Origin of the sequence: Paraburkholderia sp. BL21I4N1, from assembly GCF_002973525.1 — a bacterium.
Taxonomy (GTDB): domain Bacteria; phylum Pseudomonadota; class Gammaproteobacteria; order Burkholderiales; family Burkholderiaceae; genus Paraburkholderia.
On the sequence record NZ_PVEN01000011.1, the window covers coordinates 96,612 to 112,529 of the forward strand.

Consider the following 15,918-nt stretch of genomic DNA (forward strand, 5'->3'; position numbering starts at 1 on the left):
GGTACGCACGAGGAATAAGGAATGGGCCACGAAGAGTTCATGTCCCAGGAGGAGGTCGATGCCCTCCTCAAGGGCGTAACCGGCGAAACAGATTCAGAAGCCGACACAAGCGAACGTGTGGGCGTACGCCCGTACAACATCGCGACGCAGGAACGCATCGTCCGCGGCCGGATGCCCGGCCTCGAAATCATCAACGACCGCTTCGCGCGTCTGCTGCGCGTCGGTATCTTCAACTTCATGCGGCGCTCGGCGGAAATCTCCGTCGGTCCGGTGAAGGTGCAGAAATACAGCGAATTCACCCGCAACCTGCCGATCCCGACCAACCTGAACCTGGTCCACGTGAAGCCGTTGCGCGGCACCTCGCTGTTCGTGTTCGACCCGAACCTGGTGTTCTTCGTGGTCGACAACCTGTTCGGCGGCGACGGGCGTTTCCATACCCGCGTCGAAGGCCGCGATTTCACGCAGACCGAACAGCGCATCATCAACAAGTTGCTGAACCTGGTGTTCGACAACTACACGGCGTCGTGGAAAAGCGTGCGTCCGCTGCAGTTCGAATACGTGCGCTCGGAAATGCACACGCAGTTCGCCAACGTGGCGACGCCGAACGAAATCGTCATCGTCACCCAGTTCTCGATCGAGTTCGGCACGACCGGCGGCACGCTGCACATCTGCATGCCGTATTCGATGATCGAACCGATTCGCGACGTTCTGGTGTCGCCGATTCAGGGCGAAGCACTCGAAGTCGATCGCCGCTGGGTGCGCGTGCTGTCGCAGCAGGTCCAGGCCGCGGAAGTGGAACTGACTGCGGACCTCGCCCAGGTGCCGATTACGTTCGAAAAGATTCTGAACATGCGCAAAGGCGATGTTCTGCCGATCAACATTGCCGAACACATCACCGCGAAAGTGGATGGCGTGCCGGTAATGGAATGCGGCTACGGTATTTTCAATGGTCAGTACGCGTTGCGGGTCCAGAAAATGATCAGCGCAGCCGACACGATGAAGGAAGGTGGATATGAGTGATCTGAACGCAAAGCCTGAGACCGAACTGGCCGGCACTGCGCCCCAAATGGCGGCTGACGACGTCTCGGCCGACGATGAAACGGCCATGGCGGACTGGGCCAGCGCGCTGGCCGAGCAGAACGACAACGAAGAAATCAGCCCGACCACGGCGGGCGTGTTCCAGCCGCTGTCGAAGGTCGAACCGACCACGACGCGCAACGACATCGACATGATCCTGGACATTCCCGTCCAGATGACCGTCGAACTCGGCCGCACCAAGATCGCGATCCGCAACCTGTTGCAACTGGCACAGGGTTCGGTGGTGGAACTGGACGGCATGGCCGGCGAACCGATGGACGTGCTGGTCAACGGCTGTCTGATCGCGCAGGGTGAAGTGGTGGTGGTGAACGACAAGTTCGGTATCCGTCTGACCGACATCATCACGCCGTCCGAACGTATCCGGAAGTTGAATCGATGAAACGCCTTGCCGGTCGCGCGTCGGCCTCGATCGCCCTGCTGGCCATGCCGTTCGCGGCGTTCGCGGCCGACATGAACGCGGTCAACAACGCCGCGAAGATCGCCTCCGGCGTCGGTGCCGGCACCGCCGTCCCGGCACTCGGCGTCGGCGCGGTATTGCAAACCATCTTCGCCTTGCTGGTCGTGATCGGCCTGGTGTTCGCGTGCGGCTGGCTCGCCCGCCGCTTCGGCTTGCAGCCGGCCAGTCGCGGCGGCCTCGTGAAAACGGTCGGCGGCGCTTCGCTCGGCGGCAAGGAACGCGTCGCGGTGGTCGAGATCGGCGATACGTGGCTCGTGCTCGGCACGGCGCCCGGCAATGTGCGACTCCTTCATACGATGCCGGCGGGTTCCGCCGCGCTCGATCCCGCCGGCGCCACGGCGCCGGCCGCGCCCGGCGCCAGCGCCGCATTGCCCGGCAGTTTCGGCCAGCGCTTTCGCGATGCCTTGAAAGGCGAAGTGGGCAAACGTTTCAACGGGCAAGGCAACGGGGTTCGTTAATGCAGTTCAGTCTTTCTTCGGCGCGTCACGCGCAATACGCTCGCATGCACTGCACCGCGTCGACAGTCATGGCCGCGCTCGGTCGCGTTGCGCGCCGTGTCGCGCCAGTCGCACTGCCTGCGCTGCTGCTCGCGCTGCCGACGCTGTCGTTCGCGCAAGCCGCCGGCTTGCCGGCCTTCAACACGAGCCCCGGTCCGAACGGCGGTACGACCTATTCGCTGAGCGTGCAGACGATGCTGCTGCTCACGATGCTGTCGTTCCTGCCCGCGATGGTGCTGATGATGACGAGCTTCACGCGCATCATCATCGTGTTGTCGCTGCTGCGCCAGGCGCTCGGCACGTCCACCACGCCGCCGAACCAGGTGCTGGTCGGCCTCGCGCTGTTCCTCACGCTGTTCGTCATGTCGCCGGTACTCGACAAGGCCTACAACGACGGCTACAAGCCCTTCTCCGACGGCACGATTCCGATGGAAACGGCCGTCAATCGCGGTCTCGCGCCGTTCAAGACCTTCATGCTTCGGCAGACCCGCGAAACCGATCTGGCCTTGTTCGCCCGCATCTCGCACGCGGCGCCCATGCAAGGTCCGGAAGACGTGCCGCTGTCGCTGCTGGTGCCGTCGTTCGTCACCAGCGAACTGAAGACGGGTTTCCAGATCGGCTTCACGATCTTCATTCCGTTCCTCATCATCGACATGGTGGTGGCGAGCGTGCTGATGTCGATGGGGATGATGATGGTGTCGCCCGCCACCATCTCGCTGCCGTTCAAGCTGATGCTGTTCGTGCTGGTCGACGGCTGGCAGTTGCTGCTCGGTTCGCTCGCGCAGAGCTTCGTTTAAGCGCGCTATTTAATCGGGGCTAGCGCCCTCCACGTTTTCCGGTTCTCTCGCCATGAATCAAGAATCCGTCATGACGCTCGCGCACCAGGCCATGTATGTCGGCCTGCTGCTCGCCGCACCGCTGCTGCTGGTCGCGCTGGTGGTCGGCCTGGTCGTGAGCCTGTTCCAGGCCGCCACGCAGATCAACGAAACCACCCTGTCGTTCATTCCGAAGCTGCTCGCGATTGCCGTGACCATGGTGATCGCCGGTCCGTGGATGCTGACCACCATGCTCGACTATCTGCGCCAGACGCTCACCAACATTCCGACGCTCGTCAACTGAGCGCGGCACCGGTCCTCGCTCGCCCTTTCCCGCCGTCATGTTCTCCGTCACCTACGCGCAACTGAACGGCTGGCTCACGGCCTTCCTGTGGCCGTTCGTGCGGATTCTCGCGCTGGTCGCCACCGCGCCGGTGCTCGGCAACAAAGCCCTGCCGATGCGCGTGAAGATCGGCCTCGCGGCTTTCATCACGATCATCGTTGCGCCCACGCTCGGCGCGATGCCGCAGTTCACGGTGTTTTCCGGCGCGGGCGTGTGGATCATCATCAACCAGTTTCTGATCGGCATCGCGCTCGGCGTCACCATGCAGATCGTGTTCCAGGCCATCAGTGCGACCGGCGACTTCGTCGGACTCGGCATGGGGCTCGGCTTCGCGACCTTCTTCGACGCGCAGGCGAGTAGTTCGAGCCAGGTGCTGTCGAGCTACATGAACACCATCGCGATGCTCGTGTTTCTCGTGATCGACGGCCATCTGCAAATGATCAGCGCGCTGCTCGCCACATTCCAGTCGGTGCCGGTGTCGGCGAATGTGCTCGGCGCGCCGGGCTGGCATACGCTGGCAATGTTCGGCAACACGGTGTTTTCGGCGGGCCTGCTGCTGTCGCTGCCGGTGGTCGTCGCGCTGCTCATCACCAACCTCGCGCTCGGCATTCTGAACCGTGCGGCGCCGCAAATCGGCGTGTTCCAGATCGGTTTTCCGCTGACCATGCTGATCGGCATGCTGCTCCTGCAACTGATGATCCCGAACATGATTCCGTTCTTCATGCGGCTGTTCGACATCGGGATCGATCAGATGGGACGCGTGGCGGCCGGGCTTCGATAACGAGCGGCACCCGACCGAAGCGAAACGAAACGTCGCCACAAACAGAAAGGGCGGATCCCGGTTCACACCGGGTCCGCCCTGCTTCGTTTCAGACTACCTTGACGCTTAGTTCAGGTACTGGAACAGCGAGATGTTCTGAATCTTCGCGAACGCCTGCTGTGCTGCTTGCAGCGCGTTCTGCGTCAGCGTGTACTGACCGATCGTCTTGACCATGTCGGTCTGCGTCAGATCCGCCAGGTTGCTGGCGGTCTGCAGCGTGTTGGTCTGCGTCACCGTCTGCAGCGCCTGCACTTCGTTCATGCGGCCACCCACGGTCGCCTGCGCCGTCTGCACGTTGTTCATCGTGTTTTCGAGCTGCGTCATGCTGGTGGTCAGCTGGCTCTGGAAGCTGGCCGTCTGCGCGCCGGGCGTGAGCGGCGTTTGCAACGTGGTGATCAACTGGCTCAGATTGGCGAACACGTCCATGCTGCCCTGCGTCGCCGGCGTCACCGTGAAGCTGTCGCCCGAGTTCGGCGCGCCGCTGATCGACACCGACTGGCCGCCGATCGTAATCGCCGAACCCGCCGTGAACGGCTGCGCGCCGCCCGTGGTCGTCGTACCGGTAGCCGGATTGGTCTGGCTCACGGTGTACGTGGTCGCCGACACGAAGTTGATCTTGTAGGTGTCCGCGTTGGTCGGATCGGTCGGATTGGTCAGGCTGACGCTGCTGACCACGCCGGTACCGGTGTTGCCGGCCGTCGCCGCCGGCACCGCGCTGGTGCCGATCGACGCGACGCTGCCGAAGATCGCGAGGCCGTTATCGCCGGTTTGCAGGGTACGCGAGCCGGTGATCTGCATGGCCGGCGCGCCGGTGTCGCCCGAGTAGGTCACGGCGCCGGAGGCGGTCGTCGAGTACGGCTGGGCGCCGCTTTGATAGCCGGCGAACAGGTAGTTGCCCTGCGGGTCGGTGGAATTGGCGAGCGTCATCAACTGACTGCGCAGGCTCGTCAATTGCGTGGCGAGCGCGCCGCGGTCGCTGTCGGTCAGCGAACCGTCGCCGGCGCGCAGCACCAGCGTGTGAATGGTCGTCAGCACGGTGTTGACGCTGCCGAGCGTCGAGTCTTCCTGCTGCATCGACGCAAGCGCGGTGGTCTGGTTCGTCGTGTACTGCGCAAGCGTGGTGGCCGTCGAGCTCAACTGCACGGCCTGCGCCGCGCCGAGCGGATTGTCCGACGGCGTGGACAGACTCACGCCGCTCGAAATCTCGGCGTAGATCTGCGACAACTGAGCTTGCTGGTTGCTCATTGTCTGCACGTTCATGTTGAAGTACTGCGCGCTGGAGATACGCATGTTCAACGCCTCACTGGAAGATGCCAAGCAACGTCTGGAACAGGGTCTGCGCGGTCTGAATGACCTTGCTGTTCGCCTGATAGAGCTGCTGATACTGAAGCAGGTTGGCTGCTTCCTCGTTAATGTTCACACCCGAGACCGACTGCTGCGCGGTGGTGATCTGCGTCACCAGCGCGGTTTGCGCCGTGCTCGCCGTCTGCACCTGGTTGGTCTGGTTGCCGATCTGGTTGACGTAATTCGCGTACGCGCCGCTCAGCGTGACCGTGCCGCCCGCCAACGCCTTCGCGGTGGAGAGGTTCGACAGCGCCAGTGCGTTGCGGCCGTCGCTGGTCGCGCCGGTGTTCGGACCGATCGTGAACTTGTCGCCGGCAGCGGGTGTGCCGCTGATGGTCATCGTGACCTTGTTCATCTGACCGGCGGTCGGATTGGTGATCGTCAACGTCGCGCCGTTGGCCGTCGAATACGGCACCACCGTGGTCGCGTCGGTAATCGGATAGCTGGTCGGCGGCGTGCCGGCCACGGTCACCGTCGAACCTGCCGGGAAACCGGTCAGACCCGTGCCGTTGTACGCCAGCGTGGTCGTCGCGTTCGGCATCGTGTAGCCGGCCGTCACCGACGGCGAGGTGATCGTCGCGGTGCCGGTGTTGCCGGTCGAAGCGGCCACCTGCAACGGCAGCGCGGCAGCGATCGCCGACGGATCGGTCGTCGCGGTCGCGAAGCTGTTCAATGCGCCACGGGTCGGCTCGACCGTGAACGAGTCGCCGGCGTTCATCGTGCCGGTGGTCGAGAAATTCAGACCGTTGATCGGCTGGCTCAGATTGGTTGCCGAGCCCACCACTGCGCCGCTCGAATTGTCGGTCAGCGTGTAAGTGGTGCCGTTGAAGGCCAGCGTGTAGTCGCCGGTGGTCGGCTGCGCGGGGTTCGCGAACGAGACGTTCAGCGACGCGTTGCCGGTGTTTTGCGTGTTTGCGTAGACCGTCGGACTGCCCACCGAGAACAGCGCGCCGCCCTGCGTGCCGCCGAGCGTAATACCCAGGCTGTTTTGCGCGTTGACCTGCGCGGAAAAGCTCACGGCGATCGCGCCGAGTTGCGCTTCACCCGGATCGAGCGTCTGGCTGCGGAACTGCAGCAGGCCGCCCAGCGAGCCGCCTGTGATTTTGCTGTCCGGCAGGTTTTGCGGCTTGGCGGCCGGATTCGCGCCGGCCTGCCCGAGGTACTGCACCGACAGTTCGCTGGAGTCGCCCGTCGACGGCGCGGTGCCCAGGTTATAGCTGTTGGTGGACGACACGAGCGGCTGCCCGTTGCCCATGAACACGCTATAGCTGCCGTTGCTGTTGACGACCTGCACGCCCACCAGTTGCGACAGATTCGACACGGCGAGGTCGCGTTGATCCAGCAGCTGGTTCGGCGGCTGGCCCTGCGTGCTGGCCTGAGCGATCTGGCCGTTCAACTGGGCGATCTGCTGCGTGTAACTGTTGATCTGCGAAACGGTGTTGGTGAGCTGCGTGTTGACGCTCTGGCGCAGCGAGTCGTATTGCTGACCCGCGGCATTGATCTGGTTCACGAGCGTCTGCGCGCCGCTGATCGCGGTCTGACGGGTCGACAGCGTCGATGGGCTGTTCGAGACGTTCTGCAGGCCGGTGAAGTAGCTGGTAATCGCGCTCGAAATCCCGGCGGTCGGGCTACCGATCAGATTGTTCAGCTGCGAGATCAGCGTGTTGTAGGTCGACAGCGAGCTACCCGACGCCTGCGCGTTGTTCAACTGGGTGGTCAGGTACTGGCTGTACTGACGCGTCACCGTGGTGGTCGAGACGCCCTGCGGCAGATAGCCGGAACCCGTGTACTGGCCGCCGCTTTCCGCGTAGACCGGGGTTTCGATCGTGTAGCCGGGCGTCGACGCGTTGCTGATGTTCTGGCCGGTCGTCGTGAGTCCCCACTGGGCTGCGTTCAGTCCACTGAGGCCGAGATTGATGAGATCTGACATGCGTCATCCTGAAGGGCGACATCGACCGCCTGCCGCCGCGTTGCTTGAACAGTCTGTTTAACGGCCTCGATGCGGAAAAATTGAGGCCGTTCCGATGCGTGTTCGACGTTTGTTTCAACGTTTGCGAGGCCGCGCTGCCGGGGCTTCGTGATCCATCCGCGGCAGCTCAGCGCACCAGCGAGCGGCGCTTCATTTCGAGCTGCGTGATCAGGCGTTGCAACGTGTTTTCGGCGCTGCCCGGCAGCGTCAGAAAACGGAAGCCCAACTGGTAGCGCTGCGTGCCGTTCGGTAATGCGGTGGAGCGGTGCGACACGAGTTGCAGATCGAGCGAAAGACGGCCGAGCGCGCCAAGCACCAGCTCGCAATCCACGAGGCGCGTGCCCATCGGCAATTCGGCGACGCGTTCGTCGGTCGTGCGCATGCCGACGCCGCCCAGCGACAGGTCATGCACCTCGAAGCGGAACGTACCGCCCTCCGGCAAAAGGCCGGTACACATGTAGGGATCGAGAATCGGCGCATCGACGCGGAAATATTCGCGCCGCTGCACGTAAAACAGCACCTCGGGGAAGTCGGCTTCGAACGCCGGCAGCCCTTCGTAGCGGGTCTCGCGCGGCGTCGCGGTCGCGAACTCGACGCGCACGCCGTCCGGCTGCGCGTGGAACTGGCAGCGCGGCGCGGCCAGCAGGCCCCGATTCTGTTCGGCGAGCGCGCCCCAGTCGAACGTGAAGGTGCGCCCGCGCACGTCGACGTCGAGCAGCCGCGTGACGAGCTGACCGCCCGCGTATTGCGCAGTGAGGAAATCGCCGCGATTGACGAGATTGCGTAGCTGTACGCCGATCTCCAGCGGATTGCGACGACCGAAGTCGTTGGCACTTTCGTCTAGTGGAGCGTGCGGCTGGCCGGGCGCGTCGGTCTGGCCATTCGACTGGTTCATATCCATGGGCTTGCCGGTATGCATGTTCTTGCGGGCGCGTGCCAAGGCTCCTGCCGGGGCTTTCGCGCGGTCTTCATCGAAGCCGCAGCACGCGCATTCAACCGGACAATACTGCGCTTTCCGGTATCGGGTCTAACTGATTAGCGGCATCGTCAGGCCAAAATTTAGGGGCCTGTAATGAATTATTTGCCGCAAACGTTAAAACCGCCCCGTTCACCCCATCCGTCTCGCGCGGCTGGGCCGGCTGCCCGTGGACAACCGGCCTCGTCCGTCTTGTTATGCACCTGGCCCCGTCGCGTGCATGGGATATCGCTCAGCCCATCTTCTGCATGATGGACATCAGTTTTTTCGCGTAATGCGGGTCGGTCGCATAACCGGCGCGCTGCATGCCGTTGGCGAAACCGCTCACGTCATGCGCCGAGTTGATGACCTGCGCATAACGCGGGTTGCCCTTGAGCAGGCTCGCGTAGTCGGTCATCGCTTCCTGGTACGAGTCGTACGCGCGGAATTTTTCGACGGTGCGCTGCGGCTTGCCGTTCACATACTCGGTCGTGACCGTCGAAACGGTCTTGCCGGTCCAGTCTTTGGTTGCCTTGATGCCGAACACGTTGTGGCTGGTCGAGCCGTCGGTCTTCTTGATCTCGCTCTTGCCCCAGCCCGATTCGAGCGCGGCCTGACCGATGATGAAGCGCGCCGGAATGCCGGTCGCCGCGCTGGCTGCCTGAGCGGGTGCGGCGAGTTTGTCGACGAACGCGTCGACCTTCGGCGAGCTGCCGTCGCCCTTCAACGGCGGCGTCAGCGCGCTGTTGGCCGAATAACCCTTGCCCATGGCCAGCTGGCCGTTGGCTTGCGCATTGCCGTACGCTTTCGCGAGCGCGTTCAGCGCGGCGGTCTGACCTTCGTCGCCGCCGCTGCCGCCGCCGAGCGCGTTGGCCATGCCGGCGAGACCGCCCGCGCCACCGGCGCCGCCGGTCTGAATGCCCTGATTGCGCATCAGTTGCTTGAGCATCGCATCGGCCACGCCGATACCCTTTTGCGACATCTGCTGCGACAACTGCTGATCCATCATCGACGTGAAGGTCGCGCTGTCATGCGAATCGAATGGACCATCTTGCGGTGTCGCGTCGCGCATGCTTTTCAGCATCATCTGCGTGAAGACCGCGTCGAACTGCTGCGCGGCCATCTTCATGCCCGCTTGCGGCGACGCCTTCACCTGCGCGCTCAGCTTGCTGAAACCCTGGACGTCGAGCGCGAAGCGCTGGGTCAGCTCGTTGGCCGCATTGGCCGAGTTGGCGGAATTGATCGTGTCCGAATTCATCTGCTGTCTTCCTTAGATGATTTCCAGGTCGGCGCGCAAAGCGCCCGCTGCCTTCATGGCCTGCAGGATCGACATCAGATCCGCGGGCGTCGCACCCAGTGCGTTGAGCGCCTTCACCACTTCGGCGAGGTTCGCGCCGGCGGTCACCAGTTTCAGCGCGCCGTTGTCCTGCTTCAACTGAATCTGCGACTGCTTGGCCGCGACGGTCTGGCCGTTCGAGAACGCGCCGGGCTGGCTCACCACCGGCTGCGTATTGATCACCACCGACAGATTGCCGTGCGCGACCGCGCAACTCTGCAGCGTGACCATCTGGTTCATGACGATCGAGCCGGTGCGCGCATTCAGGATCACCTTCGCGGCGGCTTGCGCCGGCTTGACGTCGATATTCTGCAATTGCGCCATGAAGGCGACCTGCTGCTCCGGATCGCTCGGCGCGCGCAGCTGGATCGTGCGGCCGTCGAGCGCCATGGCCGTGCCGCTGCCGAACGTATTGTTCACCGCCGACACGACACGCTGCGTGGTGTCGTAATCCATGTCGTTCAGATCGAGCTGCATCGTGCCCGCTTGCGAGACCGACGTCGGCACCGCACGTTCGACGATTGCGCCCCCGGCGATCCGGCCCGCGGCCAGCGTGTTGACCTGCACCTTGCTGCCGTTCGCGCTCGCGCCGGCGCCGCCGACCGCGAGGTTGCCCTGACCAAGTGCGTACACCTGGCCGTCCGCGCCCTTCAGCGGGGTAAGCAGCAGCGTGCCGCCGCGCAGGCTCTTCGCATTGCCGAGCGACGACACCGTGACGTCGATCGCTTCGCCCGGACGCGCGAACGGCGGCAGCACCGCCGTCACCATCACCGCGGCGACGTTTTTCAGCTGAATGTTCGACAGCGACGACTGCTGATTGGTCGAGCCCGCCGCCTGGTTGTTGATCGAGATACCGAGGTTCGCCAGCATGTTGGCGAGCGTCTGCGTGGTGAACGGCGTCTGCGTGGTCTGGTCGCCCGTGCCGTCGAGACCGACGACGAGGCCGTAGCCGATCAGCGGGTTGTCGCGCACGCCCTGAATCTGCACGAGGTCTTTCAGACGCTCCGCGTGCGCGGGCGTCGCGGCCGGCAGCGCCGCGCAGGCGAGCGCGACGAAGGCCAGCGCGCGGCCGAAGTGAGCGAGTCGCGCGAGGCGGCCAGGGCGGGAGAAGACGGTACGCATGATTACCACGGTGAGACGTTGAGGAAGAACCGCTGCAACCAGCCCATGTTCTCGGCCTCGTTGAGATAGCCCTTCGCGGAGTATTCGATCTTCGCGTCGGCGACCTGGGTCGAGTACACGGCGTTCAGGTTCGAGATCGTGTTCGGATTCACCACGCCGGAGAAGCGCACGAACTCATCGCCCTGGTTGATCAGCATCTGCTTTTCGCCGCTCACCGCCAGGTTGCCGTTCGGCAGCACGCCGGTCACGGTCACGGTGATCGTGCCGTTGAACGTGTTCGACGCGTTCGCGCCGCCCGTGCCCTGGAACACGTTGGAACCGGTGGCGTTGATGTTCGCCCGGCTGAACAGGCCGGGCAGGAAACCGGCGGTCGGCACGTTAAAGTTGGTGGTGCCGGAACGGTTGGCGTTCGCGCCCGAGGACTTCGTCGCATTGACGTTTTCCTGGATCACGATGGTCAGGATGTCGCCCACATTGCGCGGCCGTTGATCTTCGAACAGCGGCCGGCCCGCGTAACCCGGGTTATAGATGGAGCCTGGCGCCTGCATCTGCGGCGGCATCGGCGGCATGGCCGTCATCGGCTGCTGCGTGATGGGCTGCTTAGGCACGAGCGCACAGCCACCGAGCGCGGCGAGCAGCGTGAGCTGCACGAGCGCCTCGGCGGTACGCGAATGAACCGGGTGACGAGAAGAGTGCGACATGATGATTACCGCCTTTTAATTCCCAACCCCTTAAACCTGCATCTGGCTCAAGGTCTGCAGCATCTGGTCGGACGTGGTCACGGCCTTGCTGTTGATTTCGTAAGCGCGCTGCGTCTGGATCATGTTCACCAGTTCCTGCACCACGTTCACGTTCGATGCTTCCACGTAACCCTGATTCAGCGAGCCGGCGCCGTTCAGGCCCGGTTGCGCGATGTTCGGCGCGCCCGACGAGGCCGTTTCCGAGAACAGGTTTTCGCCCTTCGCATCCAGACCGGCCGGGTTGATGAAGGTCGCGAGCTGCATCGAGCCGAGCTGCTGGCTATTGGTCGAGCCGGCCACGGTGATCGACACCACGCCGTCGCTGCCGATGGTCAGCGAAGTCGCGTTGGTCGGGATCGTGATGGCCGGAATCACCTGATAGCCGCTCGACGTGACCAGTTGGCCTTGCGCGTTGGTCTGGAACGAGCCGTCGCGCGTGTAGGCGGTCGTGCCGTCCGGCATCTGCACCTGGAAAAAGCCGGCGCCGTTGATCGCGACGTCTTTCGAGTTACCGGTTTGCGACAGGCTGCCCTGCGTGTACAGACGCTCGGTGGCGACCTGTTGCACACCGGTGCCGAGCTGGATGCCCGACGGCAGTTCCGTTTGCTGCGTCGAATTCGCGCCCGGCTGGCGGACGGTCTGGTACAGCAGGTCTTCGAACACCGCGCGCGAGCCCTTGAAGCCGTTGGTGCTGACGTTCGCGAGGTTGTTCGAGATCACGTCCATCTGCGCCTGTTGCGCATTCATGCCGGTCGCGGCGATATAGAGTGAGCGGTTCACTATTCTTCTCCTTGATGCCGGGCGAACCCGGCACACCCTGTTAGCTAAAGCTGAGCAGCTGGTTAGCGGACTGGTCGTTCTTGTCGGCGCTTTCCAGCAGCTTGGTCTGCATCTGGAACTGGCGCGCGTTGGTGATCATCGAGACCATTGCGCTGACCGGATTCACGTTGCTGCCTTCGAGCGAAGCCGGCGCCACCGTGACGGCCGGATCGGCGTCGGCGGGGTTGCCGTCGGCGGTCCGGAACAGACCGTCGTCGCCCCGCGTCATGGTTTGCGGATCCGGATTCACCAGCTTCAGCTGATCGATCGTCACCACCGCCGTCGGCGGATCGCCCGGGGTCAGGGCCGACACCGTGCCGTCCTTGCCGATGGTGATTTCCGCACCCGGCGGCACCGATACCGGACCGCCGTTGCCGAGCACGGTCTGGTTCATCGCGTTCACCAGCTGGCCGTTTTCGTCGACGTGCAGATTGCCGGCGCGCGTATAGGCCTCGTTGCCGTCGGCGGTTTGCACCGCCAGCCAGCCCGGACCCTGAATCGCGACGTCGAGCGGGTTGCCCGTCTGCTGGATCGGGCCGGGCGTATAGTCCGCGCCCGGCGTCGACGACAGCACGAAGGTGCGCGTGGTGTTGTCGTTGACCGTGCTGCCGTCGCCGAACGACATCGGCACGGCACGGAACGTCGCGAGCTGCGCGCGAAAGCCGGTGGTCGACGCGTTCGCCAGATTGTTCGCGACGATAGCCTGCTGTTCGAGCGCTTGCGTGCTGCCCGACATCGCGGTGTAGATCAGCCGATCCATGATGGGAAGTCCCGGTCGCTTACAGGTTGATCAGGGTCTGGTCGACGGTCTGCTGGGTCTTGATCGTCTGCGCGTTCGCTTGATAGTTGCGTTGCGCGGTGATCAGGTTCACCAGTTCGCTCGTCAGATCGACGTTCGAGTTTTCCACCGCGCCGCCTTGCAGCACGCCGTGGTTGGTCGAGCCCGGCGCGGATATCTGCGCGACGCCCGACTGCGACGTTTGCTGGAACTCGTTGTTGCCCAGGTTCACGAGACCGTTCTGGTTCGAGAAGTTCGCCAGTGCGATCTGACCGAGTGCCGCCGTTTGCTGGTTCGAGTAGTTGCCGGTCAGCGTGCCGTCGGCGCCGATCGTGAAGCTCGTCAGCGTGCCGGCTGCGTAGCCGTCGGGCTGCAGCGAGTTCACGCCGTCTTTACCGCCGTACTGCGTCGTGCCGCCAATGTTCAGCGTCAGATTCTGCGGCGTCGACGAACCGTCGGTAGTCGGAATGCTGAAGTTGTAGACGTACGGGGTCGTGGTCGCGGTGAAGGTCGGCGGCGTCGCGATCGGGGTGTTGACCTGAGTCGTGCCGAGCAGCGTGCCCGACGAGTTGAAATTCGCCTGACCGACCAGGTTCGCCGTGCCGGTCGAGGTGCCCGCGTACACGTTCCACGTGCCCGCCGACGTCTTGGCGAAGTACATATTGACCGTCTGCGAGCCGCCCAGCGAGTCGTAAACCGTCGTGCTGGTCGAGTAGTTGTACGTCGTCGAGCTGTTCTGGTTGAACGCGATCGGCGTCGGCGTGATCGTCATCTTGTCGCCCGTGACCGGCGTGCCGTTCATCGTGATCGTCTGACCGTTGCCGAGCGAAACCGCCGTGCCGGCCGTGTAGGTAGCGGGCGCGGTGGTGGTGCCGAGCGTGGTGTCGGTCACCGTGTAGGTGGTCGCGCTCGTGAAGTTGACGGTGTAGCTGTCGTTGTTCGTGCCCGACGCGGTGTTCGTGATCGTCGCGCCCGGCGAGGACAGCGTACTGCCTGTTCCTAGTGTGGGTGCCACGAGCGGCGTGCCGAGCATCAGCGGATCCTGGGCGTTCAGGTTCAGGCCGGCGACGATCTTCGTGGTCGCTTGCGGCGCGATGTTCGCGGTCGGCACGCTCAACGGCACGGTTTGCGCGGTGTTGATGACACCGGCGGCGTTCGCGCCGTAGCCCATCAGCTGCAAACCTTGCGCGTTGGTGATGAAGCCGTTCTTGTCGAGCTGGAACACGCCGTTGCGCGAATACACCAGCGAGCCGTTATTCGACAGCTGGAAGAAACCGTTGCCGTTGATCGCGACGTCCAGCGCCTGGTTGGTGCTGGTAATGGTGCCTTGCGAGAACTGCTGCTGCACTTCGGAGAGCTTCGTGCCGATGCCGACCTGGTTGCCCACGGCCGTCGCCACCGAATTCGCGTACATGTCGGCGAATTGCGCCGCGCCGCTCTTGAAGCCAACCGTATTCGCGTTGGCGATGTTGTTGCCGATCACGTCGAGGTCGCTCGACGATGCCGACAAACCACTCAAACCTTGTTGGTAACCCATGACGGTCTCCGTATCTGGAAAGTCGTAACTGACTGAATCTGAATCAGAGGATGGCGGCGACGTTGGTCAGGCCGACCGTCGTGCCGTTCGACAGCACGAGGCCCGGCGTACCGGTGCTCTGCATGACGACGCTCTGCACCGTCGCGCTCGACAGCGTGGTCGCGGTTGCCTGCTGGCCGTTGATCGTGCCCACGGCGCTGATCGTGTAGGTGCCGTCGGGCAGCGTGTTGCCGGCCGTGTCGGTCGGCGTCCAGCCCACCGGCACCGTGCCGGCCGACTGCTTGCCGAGGTCGATCGTGTTGACGATCGTGCCCGCCGAGTTCTTCACGACCACCTGAAGATCGCTCACCGCGTTGGAGAGTTGCACGCCGAACGAGGTGGCCTTGCCGCTCGCGACCGTCGTCGTACTGCCCGGGGCGAGCACGGTCGAGCCGATCAGCAGCGCGGCTTGCGACTGCTGGCCCGCCGACATCTGCGTCGCGAGCGAGCTCAGCGTCGTGTTCAACTGGCTGATGCCCGACACCGTGTTGATCTGCGCCAGCTGCGAGGTCATCTGCGAGCTGTCCATCGGATTGGTCGGGTCCTGGTTCTGCAGCTGCGCGACGAGCAATTGCAGAAAGGTCTGCTGCAGGCTGCTGGCCGAGGTGCTGCTGCTGCTGGAACTCGTCGAGCTGGTCGCGCCCGTCGCGCTCGAGCTCTTGCCCGTGCCGTTCATGGTATCGAGCAGCGTCTGCGACACGTTCGTGCCGTTGCTGCCGATGGTGGTGTTGGTGGTCAAGGAGCTCTCCTCAGGTTCCGATCGTGAGCGTTTTCAGCATCAGTGTCTTGGCGGTGTTCAGGGTCTCGACGTTGGCCTGGTACGAGCGCGAGGCCGAGATCATGTTGACCATTTCCTGCACCGGGTCGACGTTGGGCAGCGTGACGTAGCCGTCCGAATTGGCGGCCGGGTTGCCGGGGTCGTACGCGGTCTTCATCGGCGTCGGGTCGTCGACCACGCCGGTGACCTGCACGCCGCCGACCTGCTGGCCGGACGCGGTGCGCGCGCCGCCCAGCGGGCTGACCGCGAACACGACCTGCTTGGCCTTATAGGGCTGGCCGTCCGGGCCGGTCGTGCTGTCCGCGTTGGCGAGGTTCGACGCCGTCACGTTGAGCCGCTGCGACTGCGCCGACATCGCGGAGCCTGCAACACCAAAAATGTTCATCAGGGATGACATGGTTTCCTGACCTCTCCCGCCGGTTTTAGCCGGCCTCAAGTGAATTCCCGTAGCGATTGTTCTTGCGTACTGCG

At 63.9% G+C, this 15,918-nt stretch carries 17 protein-coding genes; 6 read left to right on the forward strand and 11 right to left on the reverse strand.

Annotated features, from left to right (window positions below; all coding sequences use genetic code 11):
• Window positions 1-21 precede the first annotated feature (21 nt).
• From fliM to fliR, 6 genes are read left to right on the forward strand one after another with little or no spacing between them, the layout of a single operon-like run.
• On the forward strand, window positions 22-1,020 hold the full coding sequence (fliM, locus tag B0G83_RS25010) for a flagellar motor switch protein FliM (RefSeq protein ID WP_035554514.1): 999 nt from the start codon (window positions 22-24) through the stop codon (window positions 1,018-1,020).
• Entirely contained in the window at window positions 1,013-1,477 is a 465-nt protein-coding gene (gene fliN, locus B0G83_RS25015; RefSeq protein ID WP_105510084.1) for a flagellar motor switch protein FliN, read from the forward strand. The genes fliM and fliN overlap by 8 nt, the downstream gene beginning before the upstream one ends.
• The gene (gene fliO, locus B0G83_RS25020) at window positions 1,474-2,013 is read left to right on the forward strand and encodes a flagellar biosynthetic protein FliO (protein WP_105510085.1); all 540 of its coding nucleotides are present in this window, start codon (window positions 1,474-1,476) and stop codon (window positions 2,011-2,013) included. The genes fliN and fliO overlap by 4 nt, the downstream gene beginning before the upstream one ends.
• A complete protein-coding gene (fliP, locus tag B0G83_RS25025; RefSeq protein ID WP_105510086.1) occupies window positions 2,013-2,849 on the forward strand; it encodes a flagellar type III secretion system pore protein FliP in 837 nt (278 codons plus the stop codon). Before fliO ends, fliP begins: the two co-directional genes overlap by 1 nt.
• A 52-nt stretch (window positions 2,850-2,901) precedes the next feature.
• On the forward strand, window positions 2,902-3,171 hold the full coding sequence (fliQ, locus tag B0G83_RS25030; protein WP_035554507.1) for a flagellar biosynthesis protein FliQ: 270 nt from the start codon (window positions 2,902-2,904) through the stop codon (window positions 3,169-3,171).
• A gap of 37 nt (window positions 3,172-3,208) precedes the next feature.
• On the forward strand, window positions 3,209-3,991 hold the full coding sequence (gene fliR, locus B0G83_RS25035) for a flagellar biosynthetic protein FliR (protein ID WP_105510087.1): 783 nt from the start codon (window positions 3,209-3,211) through the stop codon (window positions 3,989-3,991).
• A 105-nt stretch (window positions 3,992-4,096) separates the two neighbouring features.
• Here the strand turns inward: fliR and flgL are convergent, their stop codons facing one another.
• The 11 genes from flgL to flgC all read right to left on the reverse strand — a co-directional run bounded on the left by flgL (window position 4,097) and on the right by flgC (window position 15,844).
• A complete protein-coding gene (gene flgL / locus B0G83_RS25040; RefSeq protein WP_105510088.1) occupies window positions 4,097-5,320 on the reverse strand; it encodes a flagellar hook-associated protein FlgL in 1,224 nt (407 codons plus the stop codon).
• A 10-nt stretch (window positions 5,321-5,330) separates the two neighbouring features.
• Window positions 5,331-7,304 (reverse strand): flagellar hook-associated protein FlgK, encoded by a 1,974-nt coding sequence (gene flgK, locus B0G83_RS25045; protein ID WP_105510089.1) that lies wholly within the window; start codon window positions 7,302-7,304, stop codon window positions 5,331-5,333.
• 166 nt (window positions 7,305-7,470) lie between these two features.
• Window positions 7,471-8,244, reverse strand: a complete 774-nt coding sequence (locus B0G83_RS25050; RefSeq protein ID WP_181157072.1) for a flagellar brake protein — start codon at window positions 8,242-8,244, stop codon at window positions 7,471-7,473.
• A gap of 307 nt (window positions 8,245-8,551) precedes the next feature.
• Window positions 8,552-9,556 carry a flagellar assembly peptidoglycan hydrolase FlgJ gene (gene flgJ, locus B0G83_RS25055; protein ID WP_105510090.1) on the reverse strand — a complete coding sequence of 335 codons (1,005 nt, stop codon included), beginning with the start codon at window positions 9,554-9,556 and terminating at the stop codon, window positions 8,552-8,554.
• A gap of 12 nt (window positions 9,557-9,568) precedes the next feature.
• A complete protein-coding gene (locus B0G83_RS25060) occupies window positions 9,569-10,756 on the reverse strand; it encodes a flagellar basal body P-ring protein FlgI (RefSeq protein ID WP_105510091.1) in 1,188 nt (395 codons plus the stop codon).
• A gap of 2 nt (window positions 10,757-10,758) precedes the next feature.
• On the reverse strand, window positions 10,759-11,457 hold the full coding sequence (gene flgH, locus B0G83_RS25065) for a flagellar basal body L-ring protein FlgH (protein WP_105510092.1): 699 nt from the start codon (window positions 11,455-11,457) through the stop codon (window positions 10,759-10,761).
• Window positions 11,458-11,487: 30 nt separating this feature from the next.
• Complete coding sequence (flgG, locus tag B0G83_RS25070) at window positions 11,488-12,276, reverse strand: flagellar basal-body rod protein FlgG (protein WP_105510093.1); 789 nt, start codon at window positions 12,274-12,276, stop codon at window positions 11,488-11,490.
• 40 nt (window positions 12,277-12,316) lie between these two features.
• Window positions 12,317-13,075 carry a flagellar basal-body rod protein FlgF gene (gene flgF, locus B0G83_RS25075; protein ID WP_105510094.1) on the reverse strand — a complete coding sequence of 253 codons (759 nt, stop codon included), beginning with the start codon at window positions 13,073-13,075 and terminating at the stop codon, window positions 12,317-12,319.
• A gap of 19 nt (window positions 13,076-13,094) precedes the next feature.
• The gene (locus tag B0G83_RS25080) at window positions 13,095-14,630 is read right to left on the reverse strand and encodes a flagellar hook protein FlgE (protein WP_105510095.1); all 1,536 of its coding nucleotides are present in this window, start codon (window positions 14,628-14,630) and stop codon (window positions 13,095-13,097) included.
• A gap of 43 nt (window positions 14,631-14,673) precedes the next feature.
• Window positions 14,674-15,408: a flagellar hook assembly protein FlgD gene (locus tag B0G83_RS25085; RefSeq protein WP_105510096.1), complete on the reverse strand. Its 735-nt coding sequence runs from the start codon at window positions 15,406-15,408 to the stop codon at window positions 14,674-14,676.
• A gap of 10 nt (window positions 15,409-15,418) precedes the next feature.
• Complete coding sequence (flgC, locus tag B0G83_RS25090) at window positions 15,419-15,844, reverse strand: flagellar basal body rod protein FlgC (protein WP_105510097.1); 426 nt, start codon at window positions 15,842-15,844, stop codon at window positions 15,419-15,421.
• Window positions 15,845-15,918 lie beyond the last annotated feature (74 nt).

Excerpts from the sequence above, each read along its gene's own strand:
- fliN (WP_105510084.1), top strand. The coding sequence starts at position 1,013 with ATGAGTGATCTGAACGCAAAGCCTGAGACCGAACTGGCCGGCACTGCG.
- fliQ (WP_035554507.1), top strand. The coding sequence starts at position 2,902 with ATGAATCAAGAATCCGTCATGACGCTCGCGCACCAGGCCATGTATGTC.
- fliP (WP_105510086.1), top strand. The coding sequence starts at position 2,013 with ATGCAGTTCAGTCTTTCTTCGGCGCGTCACGCGCAATACGCTCGCATG.
- flgL (WP_105510088.1), bottom strand. The coding sequence starts at position 5,320 with ATGCGTATCTCCAGCGCGCAGTACTTCAACATGAACGTGCAGACAATG.
- flgH (WP_105510092.1), bottom strand. The coding sequence starts at position 11,457 with ATGTCGCACTCTTCTCGTCACCCGGTTCATTCGCGTACCGCCGAGGCG.
- flgF (WP_105510094.1), bottom strand. The coding sequence starts at position 13,075 with ATGGATCGGCTGATCTACACCGCGATGTCGGGCAGCACGCAAGCGCTC.
- fliM (WP_035554514.1), top strand. The coding sequence starts at position 22 with ATGGGCCACGAAGAGTTCATGTCCCAGGAGGAGGTCGATGCCCTCCTC.
- flgJ (WP_105510090.1), bottom strand. The coding sequence starts at position 9,556 with ATGAATTCGGACACGATCAATTCCGCCAACTCGGCCAATGCGGCCAAC.
- B0G83_RS25060 (WP_105510091.1), bottom strand. The coding sequence starts at position 10,756 with ATGCGTACCGTCTTCTCCCGCCCTGGCCGCCTCGCGCGACTCGCTCAC.
- fliO (WP_105510085.1), top strand. The coding sequence starts at position 1,474 with ATGAAACGCCTTGCCGGTCGCGCGTCGGCCTCGATCGCCCTGCTGGCC.
- flgC (WP_105510097.1), bottom strand. The coding sequence starts at position 15,844 with ATGTCATCCCTGATGAACATTTTTGGTGTTGCAGGCTCCGCGATGTCG.
- fliR (WP_105510087.1), top strand. The coding sequence starts at position 3,209 with ATGTTCTCCGTCACCTACGCGCAACTGAACGGCTGGCTCACGGCCTTC.
- B0G83_RS25050 (WP_181157072.1), bottom strand. The coding sequence starts at position 8,244 with ATGGATATGAACCAGTCGAATGGCCAGACCGACGCGCCCGGCCAGCCG.
- flgK (WP_105510089.1), bottom strand. The coding sequence starts at position 7,304 with ATGTCAGATCTCATCAATCTCGGCCTCAGTGGACTGAACGCAGCCCAG.
- B0G83_RS25080 (WP_105510095.1), bottom strand. The coding sequence starts at position 14,630 with ATGGGTTACCAACAAGGTTTGAGTGGTTTGTCGGCATCGTCGAGCGAC.